At 61.2% G+C, this 16,798-nt stretch carries 16 protein-coding genes; 11 read left to right on the top strand and 5 right to left on the bottom strand.

What is annotated here, in order from left to right; genetic code table 11:
• Positions 1–43 precede the first annotated feature (43 nt).
• From QCE79_RS26370 to QCE79_RS26355, 4 genes are all read left to right on the top strand, one after another.
• On the top strand, positions 44–436 hold the full coding sequence (locus tag QCE79_RS26370) for a DUF3175 domain-containing protein (RefSeq protein WP_309848875.1): 393 nt from the start codon (positions 44–46) through the stop codon (positions 434–436).
• A 189-nt stretch (positions 437–625) separates the two neighbouring features.
• Positions 626–793 carry a hypothetical protein gene (locus tag QCE79_RS26365; protein WP_250467298.1) on the top strand — a complete coding sequence of 56 codons (168 nt, stop codon included), beginning with the start codon at positions 626–628 and terminating at the stop codon, positions 791–793.
• A gap of 115 nt (positions 794–908) precedes the next feature.
• Positions 909–2,159 carry a sorbosone dehydrogenase family protein gene (locus QCE79_RS26360; protein ID WP_309850598.1) on the top strand — a complete coding sequence of 417 codons (1,251 nt, stop codon included), beginning with the start codon at positions 909–911 and terminating at the stop codon, positions 2,157–2,159.
• Positions 2,160–2,657 carry a hypothetical protein gene (locus QCE79_RS26355; RefSeq protein ID WP_309848873.1) on the top strand — a complete coding sequence of 166 codons (498 nt, stop codon included), beginning with the start codon at positions 2,160–2,162 and terminating at the stop codon, positions 2,655–2,657. It abuts the gene before it with no gap.
• Between the two features lie 18 nt (positions 2,658–2,675).
• On the opposite strand, the gene QCE79_RS26350 is transcribed toward QCE79_RS26355, so the two are convergent.
• Together QCE79_RS26350 and nadE are read right to left on the bottom strand one after the other, a co-directional pair.
• On the bottom strand, positions 2,676–4,898 hold the full coding sequence (locus QCE79_RS26350) for an ATP-binding protein (protein WP_309848870.1): 2,223 nt from the start codon (positions 4,896–4,898) through the stop codon (positions 2,676–2,678).
• 72 nt (positions 4,899–4,970) lie between these two features.
• Positions 4,971–5,840 (bottom strand): ammonia-dependent NAD(+) synthetase, encoded by an 870-nt coding sequence (nadE, locus tag QCE79_RS26345; protein WP_309848869.1) that lies wholly within the window; start codon positions 5,838–5,840, stop codon positions 4,971–4,973.
• 167 nt (positions 5,841–6,007) lie between these two features.
• Here nadE and QCE79_RS26340 point away from each other — a divergent pair, with 167 nt between their 5' ends.
• On the top strand, positions 6,008–6,664 hold the full coding sequence (locus QCE79_RS26340; RefSeq protein WP_309848867.1) for a phosphoribosyltransferase family protein: 657 nt from the start codon (positions 6,008–6,010) through the stop codon (positions 6,662–6,664).
• Here the strand turns inward: QCE79_RS26340 and mdeB are convergent.
• Entirely contained in the window at positions 6,656–9,373 is a 2,718-nt protein-coding gene (gene mdeB / locus QCE79_RS26335; RefSeq protein WP_309848864.1) for an alpha-ketoglutarate dehydrogenase, read from the bottom strand. The two genes, QCE79_RS26340 and mdeB, sit on opposite strands and share 9 nt — an antisense overlap.
• 150 nt (positions 9,374–9,523) lie before the next feature.
• Between mdeB and QCE79_RS26330 the strand changes: the two genes are divergently transcribed.
• The gene (locus tag QCE79_RS26330) at positions 9,524–10,054 is read left to right on the top strand and encodes an Lrp/AsnC family transcriptional regulator (RefSeq protein WP_244829445.1); all 531 of its coding nucleotides are present in this window, start codon (positions 9,524–9,526) and stop codon (positions 10,052–10,054) included.
• Between the two features lie 2 nt (positions 10,055–10,056).
• Here the strand turns inward: QCE79_RS26330 and QCE79_RS26325 are convergent, their stop codons facing one another.
• The gene (locus QCE79_RS26325) at positions 10,057–10,821 is read right to left on the bottom strand and encodes a ParA family protein (RefSeq protein ID WP_250526920.1); all 765 of its coding nucleotides are present in this window, start codon (positions 10,819–10,821) and stop codon (positions 10,057–10,059) included.
• Between the two features lie 276 nt (positions 10,822–11,097).
• Between QCE79_RS26325 and QCE79_RS26320 the strand changes: the two genes are divergently transcribed.
• The 4 genes from QCE79_RS26320 to QCE79_RS26305 all read left to right on the top strand — a co-directional run bounded on the left by QCE79_RS26320 (position 11,098) and on the right by QCE79_RS26305 (position 15,656).
• A complete protein-coding gene (locus QCE79_RS26320; protein WP_250467303.1) occupies positions 11,098–12,393 on the top strand; it encodes an L-fuconate dehydratase in 1,296 nt (431 codons plus the stop codon).
• 785 nt (positions 12,394–13,178) lie between these two features.
• On the top strand, positions 13,179–14,075 hold the full coding sequence (locus QCE79_RS26315; RefSeq protein ID WP_309848858.1) for a DUF4922 domain-containing protein: 897 nt from the start codon (positions 13,179–13,181) through the stop codon (positions 14,073–14,075).
• Between the two features lie 70 nt (positions 14,076–14,145).
• Positions 14,146–15,180, top strand: a complete 1,035-nt coding sequence (locus QCE79_RS26310) for a S1C family serine protease (RefSeq protein WP_244829442.1) — start codon at positions 14,146–14,148, stop codon at positions 15,178–15,180.
• Positions 15,181–15,488: 308 nt separating this feature from the next.
• Positions 15,489–15,656, top strand: a complete 168-nt coding sequence (locus QCE79_RS26305) for a hypothetical protein (protein WP_244829441.1) — start codon at positions 15,489–15,491, stop codon at positions 15,654–15,656.
• Between the two features lie 6 nt (positions 15,657–15,662).
• Here the strand turns inward: QCE79_RS26305 and QCE79_RS26300 are convergent, their stop codons facing one another.
• Positions 15,663–16,049: a hypothetical protein gene (locus QCE79_RS26300; protein ID WP_250526808.1), complete on the bottom strand. Its 387-nt coding sequence runs from the start codon at positions 16,047–16,049 to the stop codon at positions 15,663–15,665.
• A 262-nt stretch (positions 16,050–16,311) separates the two neighbouring features.
• Here QCE79_RS26300 and QCE79_RS26295 point away from each other — a divergent pair, with 262 nt between their 5' ends.
• The gene (locus QCE79_RS26295) at positions 16,312–16,758 is read left to right on the top strand and encodes a hypothetical protein (RefSeq protein ID WP_250526809.1); all 447 of its coding nucleotides are present in this window, start codon (positions 16,312–16,314) and stop codon (positions 16,756–16,758) included.
• The last annotated feature ends 40 nt before the right edge of the window (positions 16,759–16,798 follow it).

Genomic DNA, 16,798 nt, shown 5'->3' with positions numbered 1-16,798 from the left:
CTCGACACAACGCAGAAATTATTTGGCTTAAGAGGAATAGGCTATGGCAACTCGAAAGACCACGACGAGAACGAGCAAGGCGAAGCCTCGCGGCAAATCGAACAGCACGCGTCAGCGACACGGCCTCGCTACCACCCGTAAAAAGTCGACAGCGAAACCCTCGCCCAAACGCTGGTCGCATCATGTGATGGAGACGAGCGACGCAATGGATATCGAGGGAAGTATCTTCAAGACCGGCAACGCGGACGAGATCGCGGATTCGTTGAAGCGCTCGTCCACCAGAAGCAAGCGTCGCAAGGGCTCGCCGTTTCAATCGGCCATGGCGATGCTAAATTTTTATATCAACCGCGCCGGGCGCAATTTGCCGAAGTCACGCCGCAGCACGCTGGAGCGCGCCAAGAAGCGGTTGCGCGAAGCATTCGGACGCAAGCCTTGAAACACGGTCTAGCGCAATGCGAGCCACTGCAACACGATCGATCAAGGCTGACTTTGTCCGCCGTTATATCAACGGCTGGTGCTGCGTATTCGTCTGAGCATCAGGGCACACCTGAGCGGGAGGCCGTCTTGTCGAGGGAACGACTCTTGCTCGCTCATGGATTACCTACGGAAGAAGACAGGAGACACCATGACTGAAGACCCACCGCTCAGCCCCGGCGACGAAGCCGAGCCCGGCGTACCCGGAACCGGCGAAGACCTGTGTCCGGCTTGCAACGGATCAGGCAAGCTCGACGGCGAGAAGTGCGACACATGCGGCGGCACGGGCAAGGTGACGCAAGGTATTGGCGGCGGCTGAGACGACTCTCAGCGTTGCAGTCCCTGCCAATCTCCTGGAGACCAGCTTGAACCTGCACCCTCTCACGCGTACCGCTGCGCTGCTCGTGGCGCTTGCGGCCACGAATACTGCTGCAATGGCCGACGACTACGCGCCTGGCTTCGGCCCGGACCCGTCCCTGCCCGCGCCGCATAAGTCGATGTTGCCAACCGTGAACATCGCGCCTGCCAAGCCCTGGCAGCAAGGACAAATGCCCATTGCGGCCGCAGGGTTCAACGTTACGCCTTATGCAACCGGTCTAGATCATCCGCGCTGGCTCGCCACGCTTCCCAACGGCGATGTGCTCGTCGCGGAAAGCAATGCGCCCGCGCAGCACGATACAAACGCGGGCATCAAAGGCCTCGTGATGAAGAAGGTGATGAAGCGCGCGGGCGCGGCGGTGCCGAGTCCCGACCGCATCGTCCTCTTGCGTGACTCGGACGGGGACGGCATAGCGGAAACGCGCACGGTGTTCATCGACAAGCTGCATTCTCCGTTCGGCATGGCGCTAGTCGGTGACGATCTCTACGTCGCCGACACGGACGCCGTCATGCGCTATAAGTACGAACCGGGCGCCACGCAGATCTCGACACCGGGAGAGAAGTTCATCGACTTGCCTGCTGGCCCAATCAACCATCACTGGACCAAGAACATCATCGCGAGTCAGGACGGCAAGCGGCTTTACGTGACGGTCGGCTCGAACAGCAACGCCGCGGAAAACGGTATCGATGCCGAAAGCGGCCGCGCGGCGATCATGGAAGTCGATATCGAATCGAAGCAGACCCGCCTCTTCGCCACGGGCTTGCGCAACCCGAACGGCATGTCGTGGCAACCGCAAAGCGGCGCGCTATGGACCGTGGTCAACGAGCGCGACGAACTCGGCGACGACCTCGTGCCCGACTATATGACCTCGGTCAAAGACGGCGCCTTCTACGGCTGGCCGTACAGCTATTACGGCCAGCATGTGGATGACCGCGTGAAGCCGCAGCGCGATGAGCTCGTGCTGTCGGCAGTCCCGCCGGACTATGCACTCGGTGCGCATACGGCATCGCTCGGACTCACGTTTTACGATGCCAAAGCGTTCCCGCAGCATTACTGGAGCGGCGCGTTCATCGGTCAGCATGGTTCGTGGAATCGCAAGCCGAGGAGCGGCTATAAGGTCGTGTTCGTTCCGTTCGATGACGGCAAGCCATCCGGTCCGCCCGAAGACATACTGACAGGCTTTCTCTCCACCGATGGCCACGCGCTCGGCCGTCCCGTCGGCGTCGCGGTGGACCACAGCGGCGCGTTGCTCGTCGCGGATGATGTCGGCAATAGCGTATGGCGCGTTGCGCCGGCTGCGAAGTAAATGGCCGCGCGCAAGCCCAAGGCGAAGGCCGTCACATCGAGCTTGTTCGCGCTCGCCGAACGGCAGATCGTCGGCCTTTACGACGCCGGCGTGCTTTCGCCTGCCGTGTTGCATCACGTGATCGCGGCTTACGCGAACAGCGCGATCGACTGGAGCGAAGCCGCTTCCCTGCGTACCGTCGACGATCGCTCGGTGCACGAAGCCGTGGTGCTCACCATGATGCCGGGCCGCCCGCTGCGATCGGCGCAAAAAGACTTCATGTCGGTGGTGGAACATCTCGCGGCGGGCGCCGGCGCGAGCGCCAAGGCTGCGGCGTCATCCGACGAAGCGCCCGAAGACGACGAAGCGCTGCTCGATCAGCTCGGTGGCAAAAGCAAAAGCTCGAGCGGGACGGCATCGCGTTCATCGAAGGCAAGCGATGAACCAAGCCAACGCAAGTCCGCAGGCTTCAATCCGCTCGTCGGCGCGCGCGGGTTCTCCACTCACGACAAGGGCTAAGATACCAGCCCGGCATCTTCAGTGCGGCACGCCCGGTGCGACCACATCGACGAGATCGTCCATGTCGAAAGGTTTCGCGAGAATCGGCACATTGAGATGCCTCGCACGGTCCAGTTCGTCCGCATAGCCTGTCATGAGAATGAGCTTCTGCGCGGGCAGTCGCTGCGTGATCTGCTCGGCCAGATCGACGCCGTTCATGCGACCGGGCATTTGCACATCGGAGAGAATCAGGTCGAAGCTGTAGCCTTCGCCGAGCAGCGCAAAAGCGGCATCCGCGCTCTCTTCGTGATGAACGACACAGCCCAGCACTTCGAGCACGGCCATCACGCCGGCGGCGACATCGACGTTGTCTTCGACAACGAGCACGGTCAAGCCACGCAGCGGATGCTCTTCGTCGTTGAACGATGGCGCCGGGCGCGGCGCTTCGGCCTTCGGCACGGGCGCCACGTTCACAGGCGGAACGTGAACCGGAACGGGCACCGCCACCGATGCCGCTGCATGATGACGCGGCAGATAAAGCCGCACGGTCGTGCCCGAGCCTGGCACGCTCGTGATACGCGCGGTGCCCCCCGCCTGCTCGCAAGCCGCGAGCACCTGTGTCAAGCCGAGGCCCGTGCCCGCGCCGCGCTCTTTCGTCGTGAAAAGCGGCTCGAAGGCGCGACGCAATACCTCTTCGTTCATTCCTTCGCCGTTATCGGTCACGGAAATGAGCACGTATTCGCCTTCGGGCAAGTCGCTTTCGCCGTTGCGCACGCGCGCGTTCTGGCAACGGATGACGAGACGCCCGCTATGCAACATGGCCTCGCTTGCATTGACGGCGATGTTGACCAGCGCCAGCTCCAGTTCGACCGGATCGGCCCTTACCCGCCACAAGTCCGGCGACAATTCCACCTTCACCGAAACGGACGGCGGCACCGCGCTCTTGACGAGATCGAGCGTGGTCTTGAGCCAGTTGGATGGATCGAGCAGCTCCTGCTTTTGCGGATGCTTGCGCGCCACGCTCATCAGGCGGCGCGCAAGCGATTCCGCGCCCGCCGTCGCACGCTCCACCGCAATGACTTCGCTTTCCACGCCGTTGAAGTGCTTGCGCCGCGCGAGTTCCATGTTCGAGCCGACGACCATCAGCAAGTTATTGAAGTCGTGCGCGACGTTGGCGACGAGATTGCCGAGCGCGCCCATGCGCTGCAATTGCCTGCTCGACGCCTCTATCGACAGCCGCGAAGCGACTTCCGACTGCCATTGCTCCCACGCCACCTGTTCGGCGTTCAGACGGCGAATGGAGAACGCAATCAAGAGCCATACGACGATGCAAGGCAGCGCCGCGATGGCGGCCACGAGCCCGAGGTGCTGACGCCAGCGCATTTGCAAGGCGGAAGCCGCGTAACCCGTCGCCACGTAGAGCGGAAAGTCGCCGACGCGCCGGTAGGCAATGAGCCGCTCGACGTTATCGACCGTCGAACTCATGCGCGCTTGTCCATAGACTTCGTTATTGCGAAAGGCGTTGGTGAAGGGCGTGTTGTTGGCGGGCTGCGCGTCGACGTCGCTCAAGGGATAACGCGCGAGAATGCCGCCATCGCGCCGGTACAAGCCGATGACGAGCGCGCTGTCGCTCGCCGCGAGTTCGCGATAGAAGTCGACGAAATAAGCGCGTTTCAGGGCGATCGACACGACGCCGAGAAAGCGTCCGTCGCGACTGATGCGGCCCATGGTCGTGGTGAAGACATCGGACTTCGCGACCTTGCCGCGCAGCGGCAGCGAGAAATACGCGACGGGCGCGACTTCGCGGGCGGACAGAAAGTCGTCACGATCTGCAATCGATACGGCGGGCGCGGGATAGAAGCGGCTGCTGACCAGCAGAACGCCATTCGCGCCGAACACGGAGATGGCGGCCACTTGGGCGAGCGTCCCGCTCATGCTGTCGAGCGTGCGATGCAGCGCTTCCTGACGGCCCTGGATATTGGCGTCGTCGCTGTCGCCCAGTAAATCGACGATGCGCGTTTCCAGTTGCTGGTTGAGATCGACCACCTTAATGGCATGTTCGTTCGCAACGCGCGAGAGGCGCTCGGTAAGTTCTTCGGCGTCCGAAAAGCGGCGCTCGTAGTCGTAGTAGCCATAAATACTGAGGCAGACTAACGGAATGACGACCGAGCCGGCCAGCACGAGCATCAGCACCCGGCGCGTCAGGGCGAAGTTACGCGTGGGTAGCGGCAGATCGAATGTCGCGGTCTCTGTTGAGTTCAAGCGTTTCGCCCTGCGATGAAATCGACGGGTATATCGTAACCGGTGCGCGCCCGCCGTCCAAGCGGACGCGGTTCAGGCGTGGCGAAGCGCGCCCTTGCGCCAGTCGTCCTGAGGTGTTATTGGCAGTACGCGTTTGTGATGCGTCGCGTCGTGAAAGCGATAGATGGTCTTGTAGACTTCGTCGGATACGCGCTTGCCTTCGAGGAAGTCGTCGATGTCTTCGTAAGAGATGCCGTAGCTGTCTTCGTCGGGCTTTTGCGGCGTGAGCGTTTCGAGATCGGCGGTCGGCACCTTCATGGCGATTTCATCGCTTGCGCTAAGCGATCTGGCAAGCGCGCGCACGCGGCGTTTATCGAGGCCGTAAAGCGGCAGGACATCCGCGCCGCCATCGCCGTATTTGGTAAAGAAGCCCATCACGGACTCCGCCGCGTGATCCGTGCCGATCACCACGCCCATGCGCGCGCTCGCAACCGCGTATTGCGCGATCATCCGCTGGCGCGCCTTGATGTTGCCGAGCACGAAGTCCTCGTGCTTCTCGTCCATGTAGCGCGCGCCCGAGAGGTTGAGCGAAGCGAGCATGGCGTCGGCTGCGGGCTTTACGTTGACCACGAGCGTCTCGTCGGGCCGGATGAACGCAAGTGCGCGCTGGGCGTCGGCTTCGTCGCGCTGCTCACCGTAAGGAAGGCGCATGGCGATGAAACGCGCATCGGCGCCGCGCGCGCGCAATCGTTCGACCGCGAGTTGCGCAAGACGCCCCGCCGTCGACGAATCCACGCCGCCGCTGATGCCGAGCACATAGGTCTTGAGCTTCTGCGCTTCCAGATAGTCGGCGAGAAACGCGATGCGGAATTCGGTTTCGGCGGCTTCATCGAACGACGGCGAAACCTTGAGTTCCTCGATGATCGATTGCTGTCGCGCGGCGTAATCGGAATCGTTGGTCATATTCGCGGCCCGGAAAGTTTGCTGTCCTGCTGTCCCTTTGGAACACGCGCTCATGCGCCCGGCTCCGCCTTGAGTTTTATCACATCGGCACGCGTTTGACGGGCTACGCAGGCGGTTTTAACGACTATGCTAGAACGACAAGTAAGCAGCCCGCAGCACCCATTGCCATGGATTCCGTCTTCAAAAGCCGTCGCGACGCAGGCCGTGTACTGGCCGCGTATCTTCGCGACTATGCCGACCGCGACGATGTCACCGTGCTCGCGCTGCCTCGCGGCGGCGTGCCGGTCGCCTTCGAAGTCGCGGATGCCTTGCGCGCCGCACTCGACGTGCTGGTCGTGCGCAAGCTCGGCGTGCCCGTGCAGCCCGAACTCGCGATGGGCGCCATCGCGTCCGGCAATGCCGTCTATCTGGACGAACGCATAGTCGCCGCCGCCGGCGTCACCGAAGACGCGCTCGACGGCGTGATCGCCCGGGAGCGCGCCGAACTCGAGCGGCGTGAGACGCTTTATCGCGGCGAACGGCCGCCGCTCGATATGAATGGACGCGTGGCGATCATCGTCGATGACGGCCTTGCCACCGGCGCGACCATGAAGGCGGCGGCGCTGTCGTTACGTCATGCGGGCGCCGCACGGCCCGCGCGCATCGTGGCGGCGTTGCCCGTCGCGCCACTGAGATCGGAAGCGCGTTTCGAGGAAGCCGTCGACGACTTCGTGTGTGTGCTGCGTCCGCCGCACTTTTTAGGCGTCGGCCAGTTCTACGCCGATTTCGATCAAACCAGCGACGACGAAGTGCGCGCCCTGCTCGCCGCCGCGCGCTCAACGTAACCAGGGCGCATCGCTCACTTCCGCACTGAGTTCGTACTTCGCACGCGCCTGTGCAAGCACGGAGCGGTCGACGGTTCCGTCATCGGCAAGCGCCTTGAGCGCCGCGACCACGATAGCCACGCGGTCCACTTCGAAAAACGCGCGCAACGCCTGGCGCGTATCGCTGCGGCCGAAGCCGTCCGTGCCGAGCGTCACGTAACGGCGCGGCACGTAAGCACGGATGAGTTCCGGCACGGCGCGCACGTAATCGGTGGCCGCGATCACGGGTCCATTGGATGCCGCGAGCGCGCGCGTGACGTAGGGCTCGAGCGCGTTGTCCTCGACATCGGAAAGGCGTGCAATACGTTCGGCCGACGCGCCATCGCGGTGCAACTCGGTATAGCTCGTCACGCTCCACACGGCGGCTTCTATGTTCCAGTCGTCCTTGAGCATGGTGCGCGCGGCGATGGCTTCGTTGAGGATCGCGCCGGAGCCCAGCAACTGGACCTGCGCCGCGCTTTCTTTACCGCCGATGCAATACATGCCGCGCAGGATGCCGGCTCGCGTCGCGTCGTCGAGCGCGTCGTTGGGCGCGGACGGTTGCGCGTAGTTTTCGTTCGTCACGGTGACGTAGTAGAAGACGTCGTTTTGCCGGCCCATCATTTCCTGCATGCCTTCATCGACGATCGCGGCGACTTCGTAGGCGAACGCGGGATCGTAGGCGCGGCAGTTCGGAATGGTCGATGCGCTCAGATGGCTCGTACCGTCCTGATGCTGCAAGCCTTCGCCGCCGAGCGTCGTGCGCCCCGCCGTCGCGCCGATGAGAAAGCCGCGCGAACGCTGATCCGCCGCGGCGAAGATGATGTCGCCAATGCGCTGAAAACCGAACATCGAGTAGTAGATGTAGAACGGCAGCATCGGCAGGTCGTGCACGCTGTAGGACGTCGCCGCCGCGATCCATGACGAGATCGCGCCCGCCTCCGAAATGCCTTCCTCGAGAATCTGCCCGCGCGTGTCTTCGCGGTAATAAAGCATCGAGCCCATGTCTTCCGGCTCGTACAACTGCCCGAGCGGCGAATAGATGCCAACCTGCCTAAAAAGGTTCGCCATGCCGAACGTGCGCGCTTCGTCGGCGACCACCGGAACCACGCGCGGGCCGATCGCGGCGTCTTTCATGAGGCTTCCGAGCATGCGCACGAAGGCCATTGTCGTGGACATTTCCTTGCCCTTGGCATCGACCGCGAACTGCGCCCAGGTGTTCAACGCGGGTGGCGTGAGCGCCTGCGTCGCGCGTGCGCGCCGGCGCGGCAAGTAACCGCCGAGCGCTTTACGGCGTTCGTGGAGATAGCGCATTTCCGGCGCATCGTCGGCGGGCTTGTAGAACTTGACGTGCTCGACGTCGGCATCGGACAAAGGCAGCCGAAAGCGGTCGCGAAACGCCTTCAACTCCTCGAGATCGAGCTTCTTCTGCTGATGCGTCGTCATGCGGCCCTGACCGACCGTTCCCATGCCAAAGCCCTTCATCGTCTTGGCGAGAATCACGGTCGGCTGACCTTTGTGCGCGAGCGCTTTGGCGTAGGCCGCGTGGAGCTTGCGGACATCGTGACCGCCGCGCCGCAAGCGGTCGATGTCCTCGTCCGACATATGCGCGACGAGTGACGCGAGTTCCGGGTTCTGCCCGAAGAAGCGTTCGCGGTTGTAACGGCCGTCGTTGGCGGAGAAAGTCTGGAACTGGCCGTCGACGGTATGGGCGAAGGCGCGCAGCAAGGCGTCGGTGCGGTCGCGTTCGAAGAGCGCGTCCCAGTCCGATCCCCACAGCACCTTGATGACGTTCCAGCCCGCGCCCGTGAACTGCGCTTCGAGTTCATCGACGATACGGCCGTTACTGCGGACCGGTCCATCGAGCCGCTGCAGATTGCAATTGATGACGAAGACGAGGTTGTCGAGCTGCTCGCGCGCCGCGAGCGACAGCGCGCCGATCGACTCGGGCTCGTCCATTTCGCCATCGCCGAAAAAGCCCCACACCTTGCGGCCTTCCGTTTGCAGCAGATTGCGGTTCTGCAGGTAGCGCATGAAACGCGCTTGGTAGATCGAGTTGATCGGACCGATGCCCATGGAGCCCGTGGGAAATTGCCAGAAGTCGGGCATCAGCCACGGATGCGGATACGAGCACAAGCCCGGCCCCGCGATCTCTTGCCGGTAATGGCGCAAATGGTCTTCGCTGAGAAAGCCTTCGAGATAGGCGCGCGCATAAACGCCCGGCGACGAATGCGGCTGAAAATAAACGAGATCGCCGCCGTTTTGCGCATCCGCCGCGCGGAAAAAATGATTGAAGCCGACTTCGAACAGATCCGCCGCCGACGCATAACTCGCGATATGCCCGCCAAGTTCGCCATAAGCGCGGTTGGCGCGAACCACCATGGCGAGCGCGTTCCAGCGCAGCACGGCGGCAAGGCGTTCCTCGACATCCAGGTTCCCGGGATACTGCGGCTGCTGCGCGAGCGCAATGGTATTGCGATACGGCGTGGCCCGCGCCCGCGCCGACTCCACGCCGACCGACCGCGCATGTTCGGCGAGCCGGTCGAAGAGATACTGCGCCCGCTCCTTTCCCACGTGCTTGACGACGGCATCGAGCGCGTCCAGCCATTCGGCGGTTTCGTCGGGGTCCGTGTCTTCACGGCCCTTGGCAAGAGAAAGAAGCTGGTTGGTTCCGCTCGATAAATCGGTCATGGCGCGACTCCAGGGTCGTTGCGTGCGCAAAGAGAGGTTTTACACAGCATATCCAGTGCTTCGCAAAATGTGCGTCTCATTTGGCTAGCTTCGCGCTTTCCTGTAGTGTAGATATTCTTCAAAAGCGCTCAATAACGGAATATTTCGACCATGAGTTCGCAGACACGGCAGCGGCTGGATCGTATCGATATCGGCATATTGAATCAGTTGCAGCAAAACGCGCGCATCACGAACGCGGAATTGGCGCGCGCGGTGAATCTTTCGGCCACGCCGTGCTTCAACCGCGTCCGCGCGCTGGAAAAGGCCGGGCTGTTTCGCCAGCACGTCACGTTGTTGAGCCCGGAAGCGCTCGGCCTCAGCATCAACGTGTTCATTCAGGTGAGTCTGGAAAAGCAGATAAAGGACGCGCTCGCGCGCTTCGAGCAAGCGATCAGCGAGCGGCCGGAGGTGATGGAGTGCTATCTGATGACGGGCGACGCCGACTATCTCTTGCGCGTCGTCTTGCCCGACGTGGCCGCGCTGGAACGCTTCATTCTCGAACGCCTGACGAAGATGCCGGGCGTGGCCAACATCCGTTCGAGCTTCGCGCTCAAGCAGGTGCGCTACAAGACGGCGTTGCCGTTGCCGGCATCGGGACTGACGCTGCCTCAATCCGGCGACGACGAAGCCGAGTGGACATGAGCCTACCCGCTTAACTCCGTATGCAACGCCAGATACTCCTGCGCGAGCTTGTGACGCGGTTCGAGATAGATCATGGGCCGCGCGTGCTGGTGGCTCTCGCGAATCTTCACCGACAGCGACAAGTGCGAATCCAGCACCGGCAGATTTTCGCCGCGCAATTCGTCCACGAGTTGTTGCGGCAGGCTGGCGCGCGGCTGAAACTGATTGATCACGATGCCTTCCACCATCAGTTCCGGATTGTGGTCGTGCTTGATCTCCTGCACGTTTTCGAGCACGGAATACAGCGCGCGGCGCGAGAAGTCGTCGCAATCGAAGGGAATGAGGCAGCGGTCCACGGCGATCAGCGCCGAGCGCGTGAAGAAGTTCAGCGCGGGTGGCGTGTCGATATAAACGGCGTCGTAGTTTTCGAGCCCTTTGAGCGCATCGCGCAACTTATAAATCTTGTAGCGCGACTCGAGCTTGCTCTGAAGCGCGTCCAGGTTCGGATGCGACGGCACGATGTCGAGATTTTCGAACGGCGTCGAGTGGACGAACGAGTCGAAGGTCGGCTCGCGAAAACTGTAACTGAGCGCGGATTCGAAGAACGTCGCCAGATTCGGGCTGGCATCCTTGGCGTCGGCGCCAAGCAAGTATTGGCTCGCGTTGCCTTGCGGATCGAGGTCGATCACGAGCGTGCGCAGACCGCGCGATGCGCTGATGGCTGCCAGATTGCAGACGATGGTGGACTTGCCTACGCCACCTTTCTGATTGAAGACGACACGGCGCAGCATCAGGGATTTTTCCTCGGGATTGTGAACGGTCGTTTGCTTTCGCCGGGCGGCGGAGTTTGCGGATGAAGCCTAGGCGTTGATCTTAGCGCATCGGGATTTTTGAACTCGCGCACGCGCCGCCCGAGACCGATTCGTCCTTTGCGGTAACGCGGCCTTCCGACGTCGCGCGCGATTTGCCTCTAACATGCTAGCGGACCGGGTGGCTTCGGCATACGCCTAGCTTCCCGCGCGAACGCTCCGTTGGCCGTCACAACCACTTTTGAGGAGACACGCATGACCACGATCAAGAATCTCACGGTACGAGACATTCGCTTTCCCACCTCGCGCTCGCTCGACGGCTCCGACGCGATGAACGCCGCGCCCGACTATTCGGCCGCCTATGTGATCCTCGAAACCGATACGCCGGACTTAGCCGGTCATGGCCTCACCTTCACCATCGGACGCGGCACGGAAATCGTCGTCGCGGCGGTGCATGCGCTGGCCCCGCTCGTCGTCGGCAAGCGGCTCGAAGACATTGCCGCGGACATGGGCGGCTTCTGGCGAACCTTCACGGGCGATAGCCAACTTCGCTGGATCGGTCCGGACAAGGGCGCTATTCATCTCGCGACCGCGGCGGTGGTCAATGCCGTCTGGGACTTGTGGGCCAAGTCGGAAAAGAAGCCGGTGTGGAAGCTGCTCGCGGACATGAGCCCGGAAGAACTCGTGCGATGCCTCGACTTCCGCTATGTCACCGACGCGATCACGCCTTCCGAAGCGCTCGCCTTGCTCAAGCGCAATCAAGAAACGCGAGGCCAACGCGAACAGGAAATGCTCGCGCAGGGATTTCCGGCGTACACCACGTCCGCAGGATGGCTCGGTTACGACGACGACAAGATTCGCCGTTTGGCACGCGAAGGCGTTGCCGAAGGTTGGACTCACTTCAAGCAGAAAGTGGGTGGCAGTATTGACGAAGACATTCGACGCGCGCGCATTCTCCGTGAGGAGATTGGTCCGCACCGCAAACTGATGATGGATGCCAATCAGGTCTGGGAAGTGGATGAAGCCATTGCGAACATGCGCCGGCTCGCGGAGTTCGACCCGTGGTGGATCGAAGAACCGACCAGCCCCGACGACGTGCTCGGTCACGCCGCCATTCGTCGCCGTGTCGCGCCGATTGGCGTTGCAACCGGCGAACATTGTCAGAACCGCGTGATCTTCAAGCAGTTGTTGCAAGCGCAGGCTATCGACTTCTGCCAGATCGACAGTTGCCGGCTAGGCGGCCTGAACGAAGTGCTCGTGGTGCTGCTGATGGCCGCGAAGGCCGGGGTGCCGGTTTGTCCGCATGCAGGTGGTGTCGGCCTCTGCGAATACGTGCAGCATATTTCGATCTTCGATTACATCTGCGTGTCGGCTTCGCTTTCTAACCGGGTGCTCGAATATGTCGATCATTTGCATGAGCATTTTCTTGATCCTGTCGTAATCAAAAACGGCCGATATATGCCGCCTCAAAAGCCGGGGTACAGCATTGAAATGCACGCGGCTACGCTTGAACGATTTGAATTCGGCAAGGGTGAGGCGTGGCGCGAGTAGTATCGCGCAGGTGGTAACCGTGAAGTTGAATCATTACAGCAAGGGCGCGCTCACAGCGCAGCCCTTGCTGCGTCACAATCAGAAGCAGTAAGCGTGAACGCTTATGCCGTGATCGTGATGTTGACCGTCGAGGTCGAGCTGGACGAAGTCGAACCCTTAGCGTCGCCGCCGGCGATGTTGGAGTACACGAGTGCTGCGCGATCGATCTTTTGCATAATAATTCCTTGATACAGGATGAATAAAACTGACTTACGAGATGATTGAAGCCGACTTGATCAATGTGCAGATTGTCCCGCTGTTGCTACAATTTGCGGCATTGGTCTCGCCAGACTCAGTACTTATTGGCCGGCGCTAATGTTGATAGTCACCGAGGTGCTCGACGACGAATCAGCCCCACCCTTAGCGGTACCGCCAGCGATGTTGGCCTGAACGAGCATGGCGCGATCGATCTTTTGCATTTTTATACCTCTTCAAAACACAAGATTTAAATTAATCACCCACTAGAAAATTACGGAGCACCAAAGTAATCCGATATCTTCTGAATAGATGAACCCCTACTTGCCCTCACATTCAACTTGAGTTGTGAAGTCAGTTCGAATGTCGGTGAACAAGGTAAGGAAATTTTATAGATTCAAACAGCAAAAATACACGCCGAATAATCCTAACAATTCGAGTTTTTTTATTTTAATTGCCTTCAAGAATGTTTAACTGCCTATTTGCATCAAGCGTTCCATTCAACTGCTAACAGGCAATTAGAAAATCATTGAAGCGAGTTCCAAGTGCCAATGAAAACTCTCTTTCCTTCGAATGCGCCTTCTTGGCAAACCGTCGTGGCGCGCACTACTCAAGCACTGTCATGCGGCGCGTTGCGTTCCTTCGATACCGTGCAGCACGTCATTGAAGACGGCGGCGTGCGTTTTCTCGTCCGGCAAGTCGCGAATCTCGCCCGGAAGGAAGAACACTCGAAGCTCGCCGCCAAATCCATCGCCGATGCCGCGAGCCCGTGGCGCGATCCCTTTTCGCCGTGCGAGGAAGCGCTCTTCGTCGGCGATATAGGCGAGCGGCACTTTCTCTTGCTCAATAAATTCAACGTGCTCGCGCATCATCTGCTCGTCGTGACGAGCGCGTTCGAACCTCAGGAAGCGCTGCTTTGCGCCGACGACTTCGCCGCGCTCTTTGCATGCCTTGCGCAGTTCGATGGCCTGGGTTTCTATAACGGCGGCTCGGTCGCGGGATCGAGTCAGCCGCATAAGCATCTGCAGATGGTGCCGCTGCCGCTCGATGGTCACGCGTTGCCAATCGAAGCACTCATCGAAGCGGCGCGCGGCGAAGGCGTCTTTCGTGCGCCCGGTCTTGGTTTCGCGCATGCCGCCGCGTGGCTCGACCTCGGTGTTCAAACCGGGCCGGCACGCATCCACGAAATCTATCTCGAACTACTCGATGCCATCGGCGTGAAAGCGCTCGATGTCGCCGGCAGCACGCATCAATCGGCGCCTTACAACCTGCTCGTCACGCGGCGCTGGATGCTCGTCGTGCCGCGCGGCGTGTCGCACGTCGAAGGCGTCGCGGTGAACGCGCTCGGCTTCGCGGGCTCGCTATTCGTGCGCGACGACGCACAGCGCCTGATCGTCGAATCGCTCGGCCCGATGGCCTTGCTTGCACGAGCCACGCGCGCGCCCTGAGCAACGCCATCTTGAAAAGCGCGGGCTTGCCCCGCATGTCCGCTTCCAGACGTTCATCTGGAGTCCAGCAATGGGAAGCCGACCTCAATTCATCGACGATCTTGCGCGCGGTGCGCAGGACGCCACACCTTCGCCGAACGCCCTGACGCTCGACGATACCGCTCTGCTCGATGCCTATTCGCGCACCGTGATCGGCGCGCTCGAACGCGTGCAACAGGCGGTGGTTTTCATCTCGGTCGAGCGCGATATCGACCATAACGGCGCGCGGCGCGTGGCCGGCGGCACCGGTTCGGGCTTCATCTTCACGCCGGATGGCTATTTACTGACCAATAGCCACGTCGTGCATGGCGCGACGCGGATCACCGTCACGCTCGCCGATGGCGGCCGCTTTCACGCCGATCTCGTCGGCGACGATCCGGGCAGCGATCTCGCAGTGCTGCGTATCGGTTCGCCGGAGCCGCTGCCGCACGTCGAACTCGGCGATTCGGGCAGCTTGCGCGTCGGGCAGATCGCCATCGCGGTCGGCAATCCGCTTGGGCTTGCGCAGACCGTCACCACGGGCGTGGTGTCCGCGCTCGGGCGTTCGTTGCGCTCCACGTCAGGCCGCATGATCTACGACGTCATTCAGACGGACGCGGCGCTCAATCCCGGCAATTCGGGCGGACCACTCATCAATTCGGCGGGACAGGTGATCGGCGTCAACACGGCGATCATTTCCGGCGCGCAAGCCATTTCCTTTGCCACGGCAATCGATACGGCCAAGTGGGCGATCATGCAGATTTTCGCGCATGGCCGCGTGCGGCGCGCTTATATTGGCGTGGCGGGCACGACGACGCCCATCTCGCGGCGCGTGCAACGCTTCTTCGCGCTGACGGTGACGAGCGGCGTGCATGTGATGGAGATCGTCAAGGGCAGCCCGGCTGCGCTCGGCGGTTTGCAGGTGGGCGACCGGATCGTCGCGGTGGACGATGTCGGCGTCGATAGCGTCGATGGACTTCAACGCACGCTCGATGCTTCGCGTATCGACAAAGCGGTCAAGGTATCGGTACTGCGCAACACGCAGAAACTCGAACTCGATGTGACGCCCGTCGAGCAACACGGCTAAACGAAGGTCCGCGGGCGGCGAACCGGCGCCGCTCGCCATGTTGCAGCTTACGGCAAGGCAAGTCTCTCTTCCCTTCAGCGCGCTTTCTCTGTGCGCAAACCCATCCAGCGTAACTGCTCGGGCCCACCGTTTGCGCTAGACACAACGACCATCGATGACTATGTGCGCCAACAGGCGGTGGTCCAGGCGGCGCTGCGGCTAAATACGCGTAGCGACCAAAGAGCAGGCGCACCCACGGTTAAACCGTCGGACGACCTGCCCCTGTCGGGGGAAGGTCCAGGTTCAAGAAACCAGGAAAGAGGATTGCCATGACCACGAACAATAAGACGTATTGCGCGCCGCGCCGCCAAGCATTTCGATGCACCGGCCAGCAACTCGATGCCATCGTGCGCTTCGCCGAAGAACGCAAGCTCGACAACCTGCCGTTGCAGTTCGTCGTCGCCGAATATTCGCGCTGCCTCGCAAAAGCCGCTTGAGGCGCTTCACTCGCCGTTGGTTATCACGCGTTCCTTCAGCACCCAGATGGCGGTCGGCACCGCATAATAGGCGCTCACATTGCCGGTGACGAGCTTGCCGGTTAGACGGATGCGTGCATTCTCAGTCGGTATGGCGTCGATGACCTGCACCGTCGATACATTCGACTGTTGTGGCGCGGCTTGTCCCGAAGCCTGGCTCAGCACGCATATGGGGCGCGCGAGCGTAAGCACCCATGCTGGCTTGGCGTCGGCTTCGGCTTGTCGTGGCGCCTGGCGTGCGGCCGTGCCTTCGAGTGTCACGACGTCGCCATCGCTATAACAAGACGCCGCGCAAACCGGGCCAGCAGCAATCGCGCACAGCAGAAGCATGCATACGCGGGCATTCGCCATCATCAAACCTCGTCAAGGGCGCGTCGCGTGACGCATGAGTACCGCTTTCCAAGCCCACACACTTTATGCGATGACGCTTAGGGTCGCAACCCGGACGGTCCCGAGTATGACCGCCCGTGAGGCTTTCGATTTGTCATGCGGGAACGCCCATTGCTGCCTTCATATGAAGAATAAGTCTCGTGCATGCCGCCAAATCGAATTCGAATCAAACGCGGCATTGCGTGTCCAACAATCAGTTGCTTGAGGCTTGCTCAATCGCATGCCTTTGGAGGAAGCGACGATGAATCAAGTCATAGTTGGTGTGTTCGCTTGTTATCGTGATGGGCACGAAGCACTGCGCGCCTTGCAACTTGCGGGGTTGAGCCGCGACGATACGCACTTATATCGTTCGGGCCACGACGACGTCGAAATCGGTGCCTTCCCGCTTCCTGCCCACAGTGAAGACGACGCGGAATACGTCGCGCACGGTGAACATCAGGGTGTAGTCGGCGCGCACAACCGCTTCGTGCCGAACGAGCCTGCGGCGAGAAAAATAGATGATGTGCCGCAATTGCCGGAAATGCGCGAGCGCACGTTACTCGTAATTCGCATCTCGGATGACATCAAACCTGCTTCGGTCAGCGAAGTTCTGCACGAACATGGGGCCGTCGCGGTGAAAGACCCGGCGGGCCATTGGCGCTTTTCGCCCTATCGAAACGCGGCGCGCGTCTGAATCAAATCAATGTATTCGCCGATGGAGTTTCGAGGAATCC

This window comes from Caballeronia sp. LZ003 (assembly GCF_031451465.1).
Classification (GTDB): Bacteria; Pseudomonadota; Gammaproteobacteria; order Burkholderiales; family Burkholderiaceae; genus Caballeronia.
Note: the sequence above shows the minus strand (reverse complement) of the source record. Positions and strands in the feature narration are given on the sequence as shown.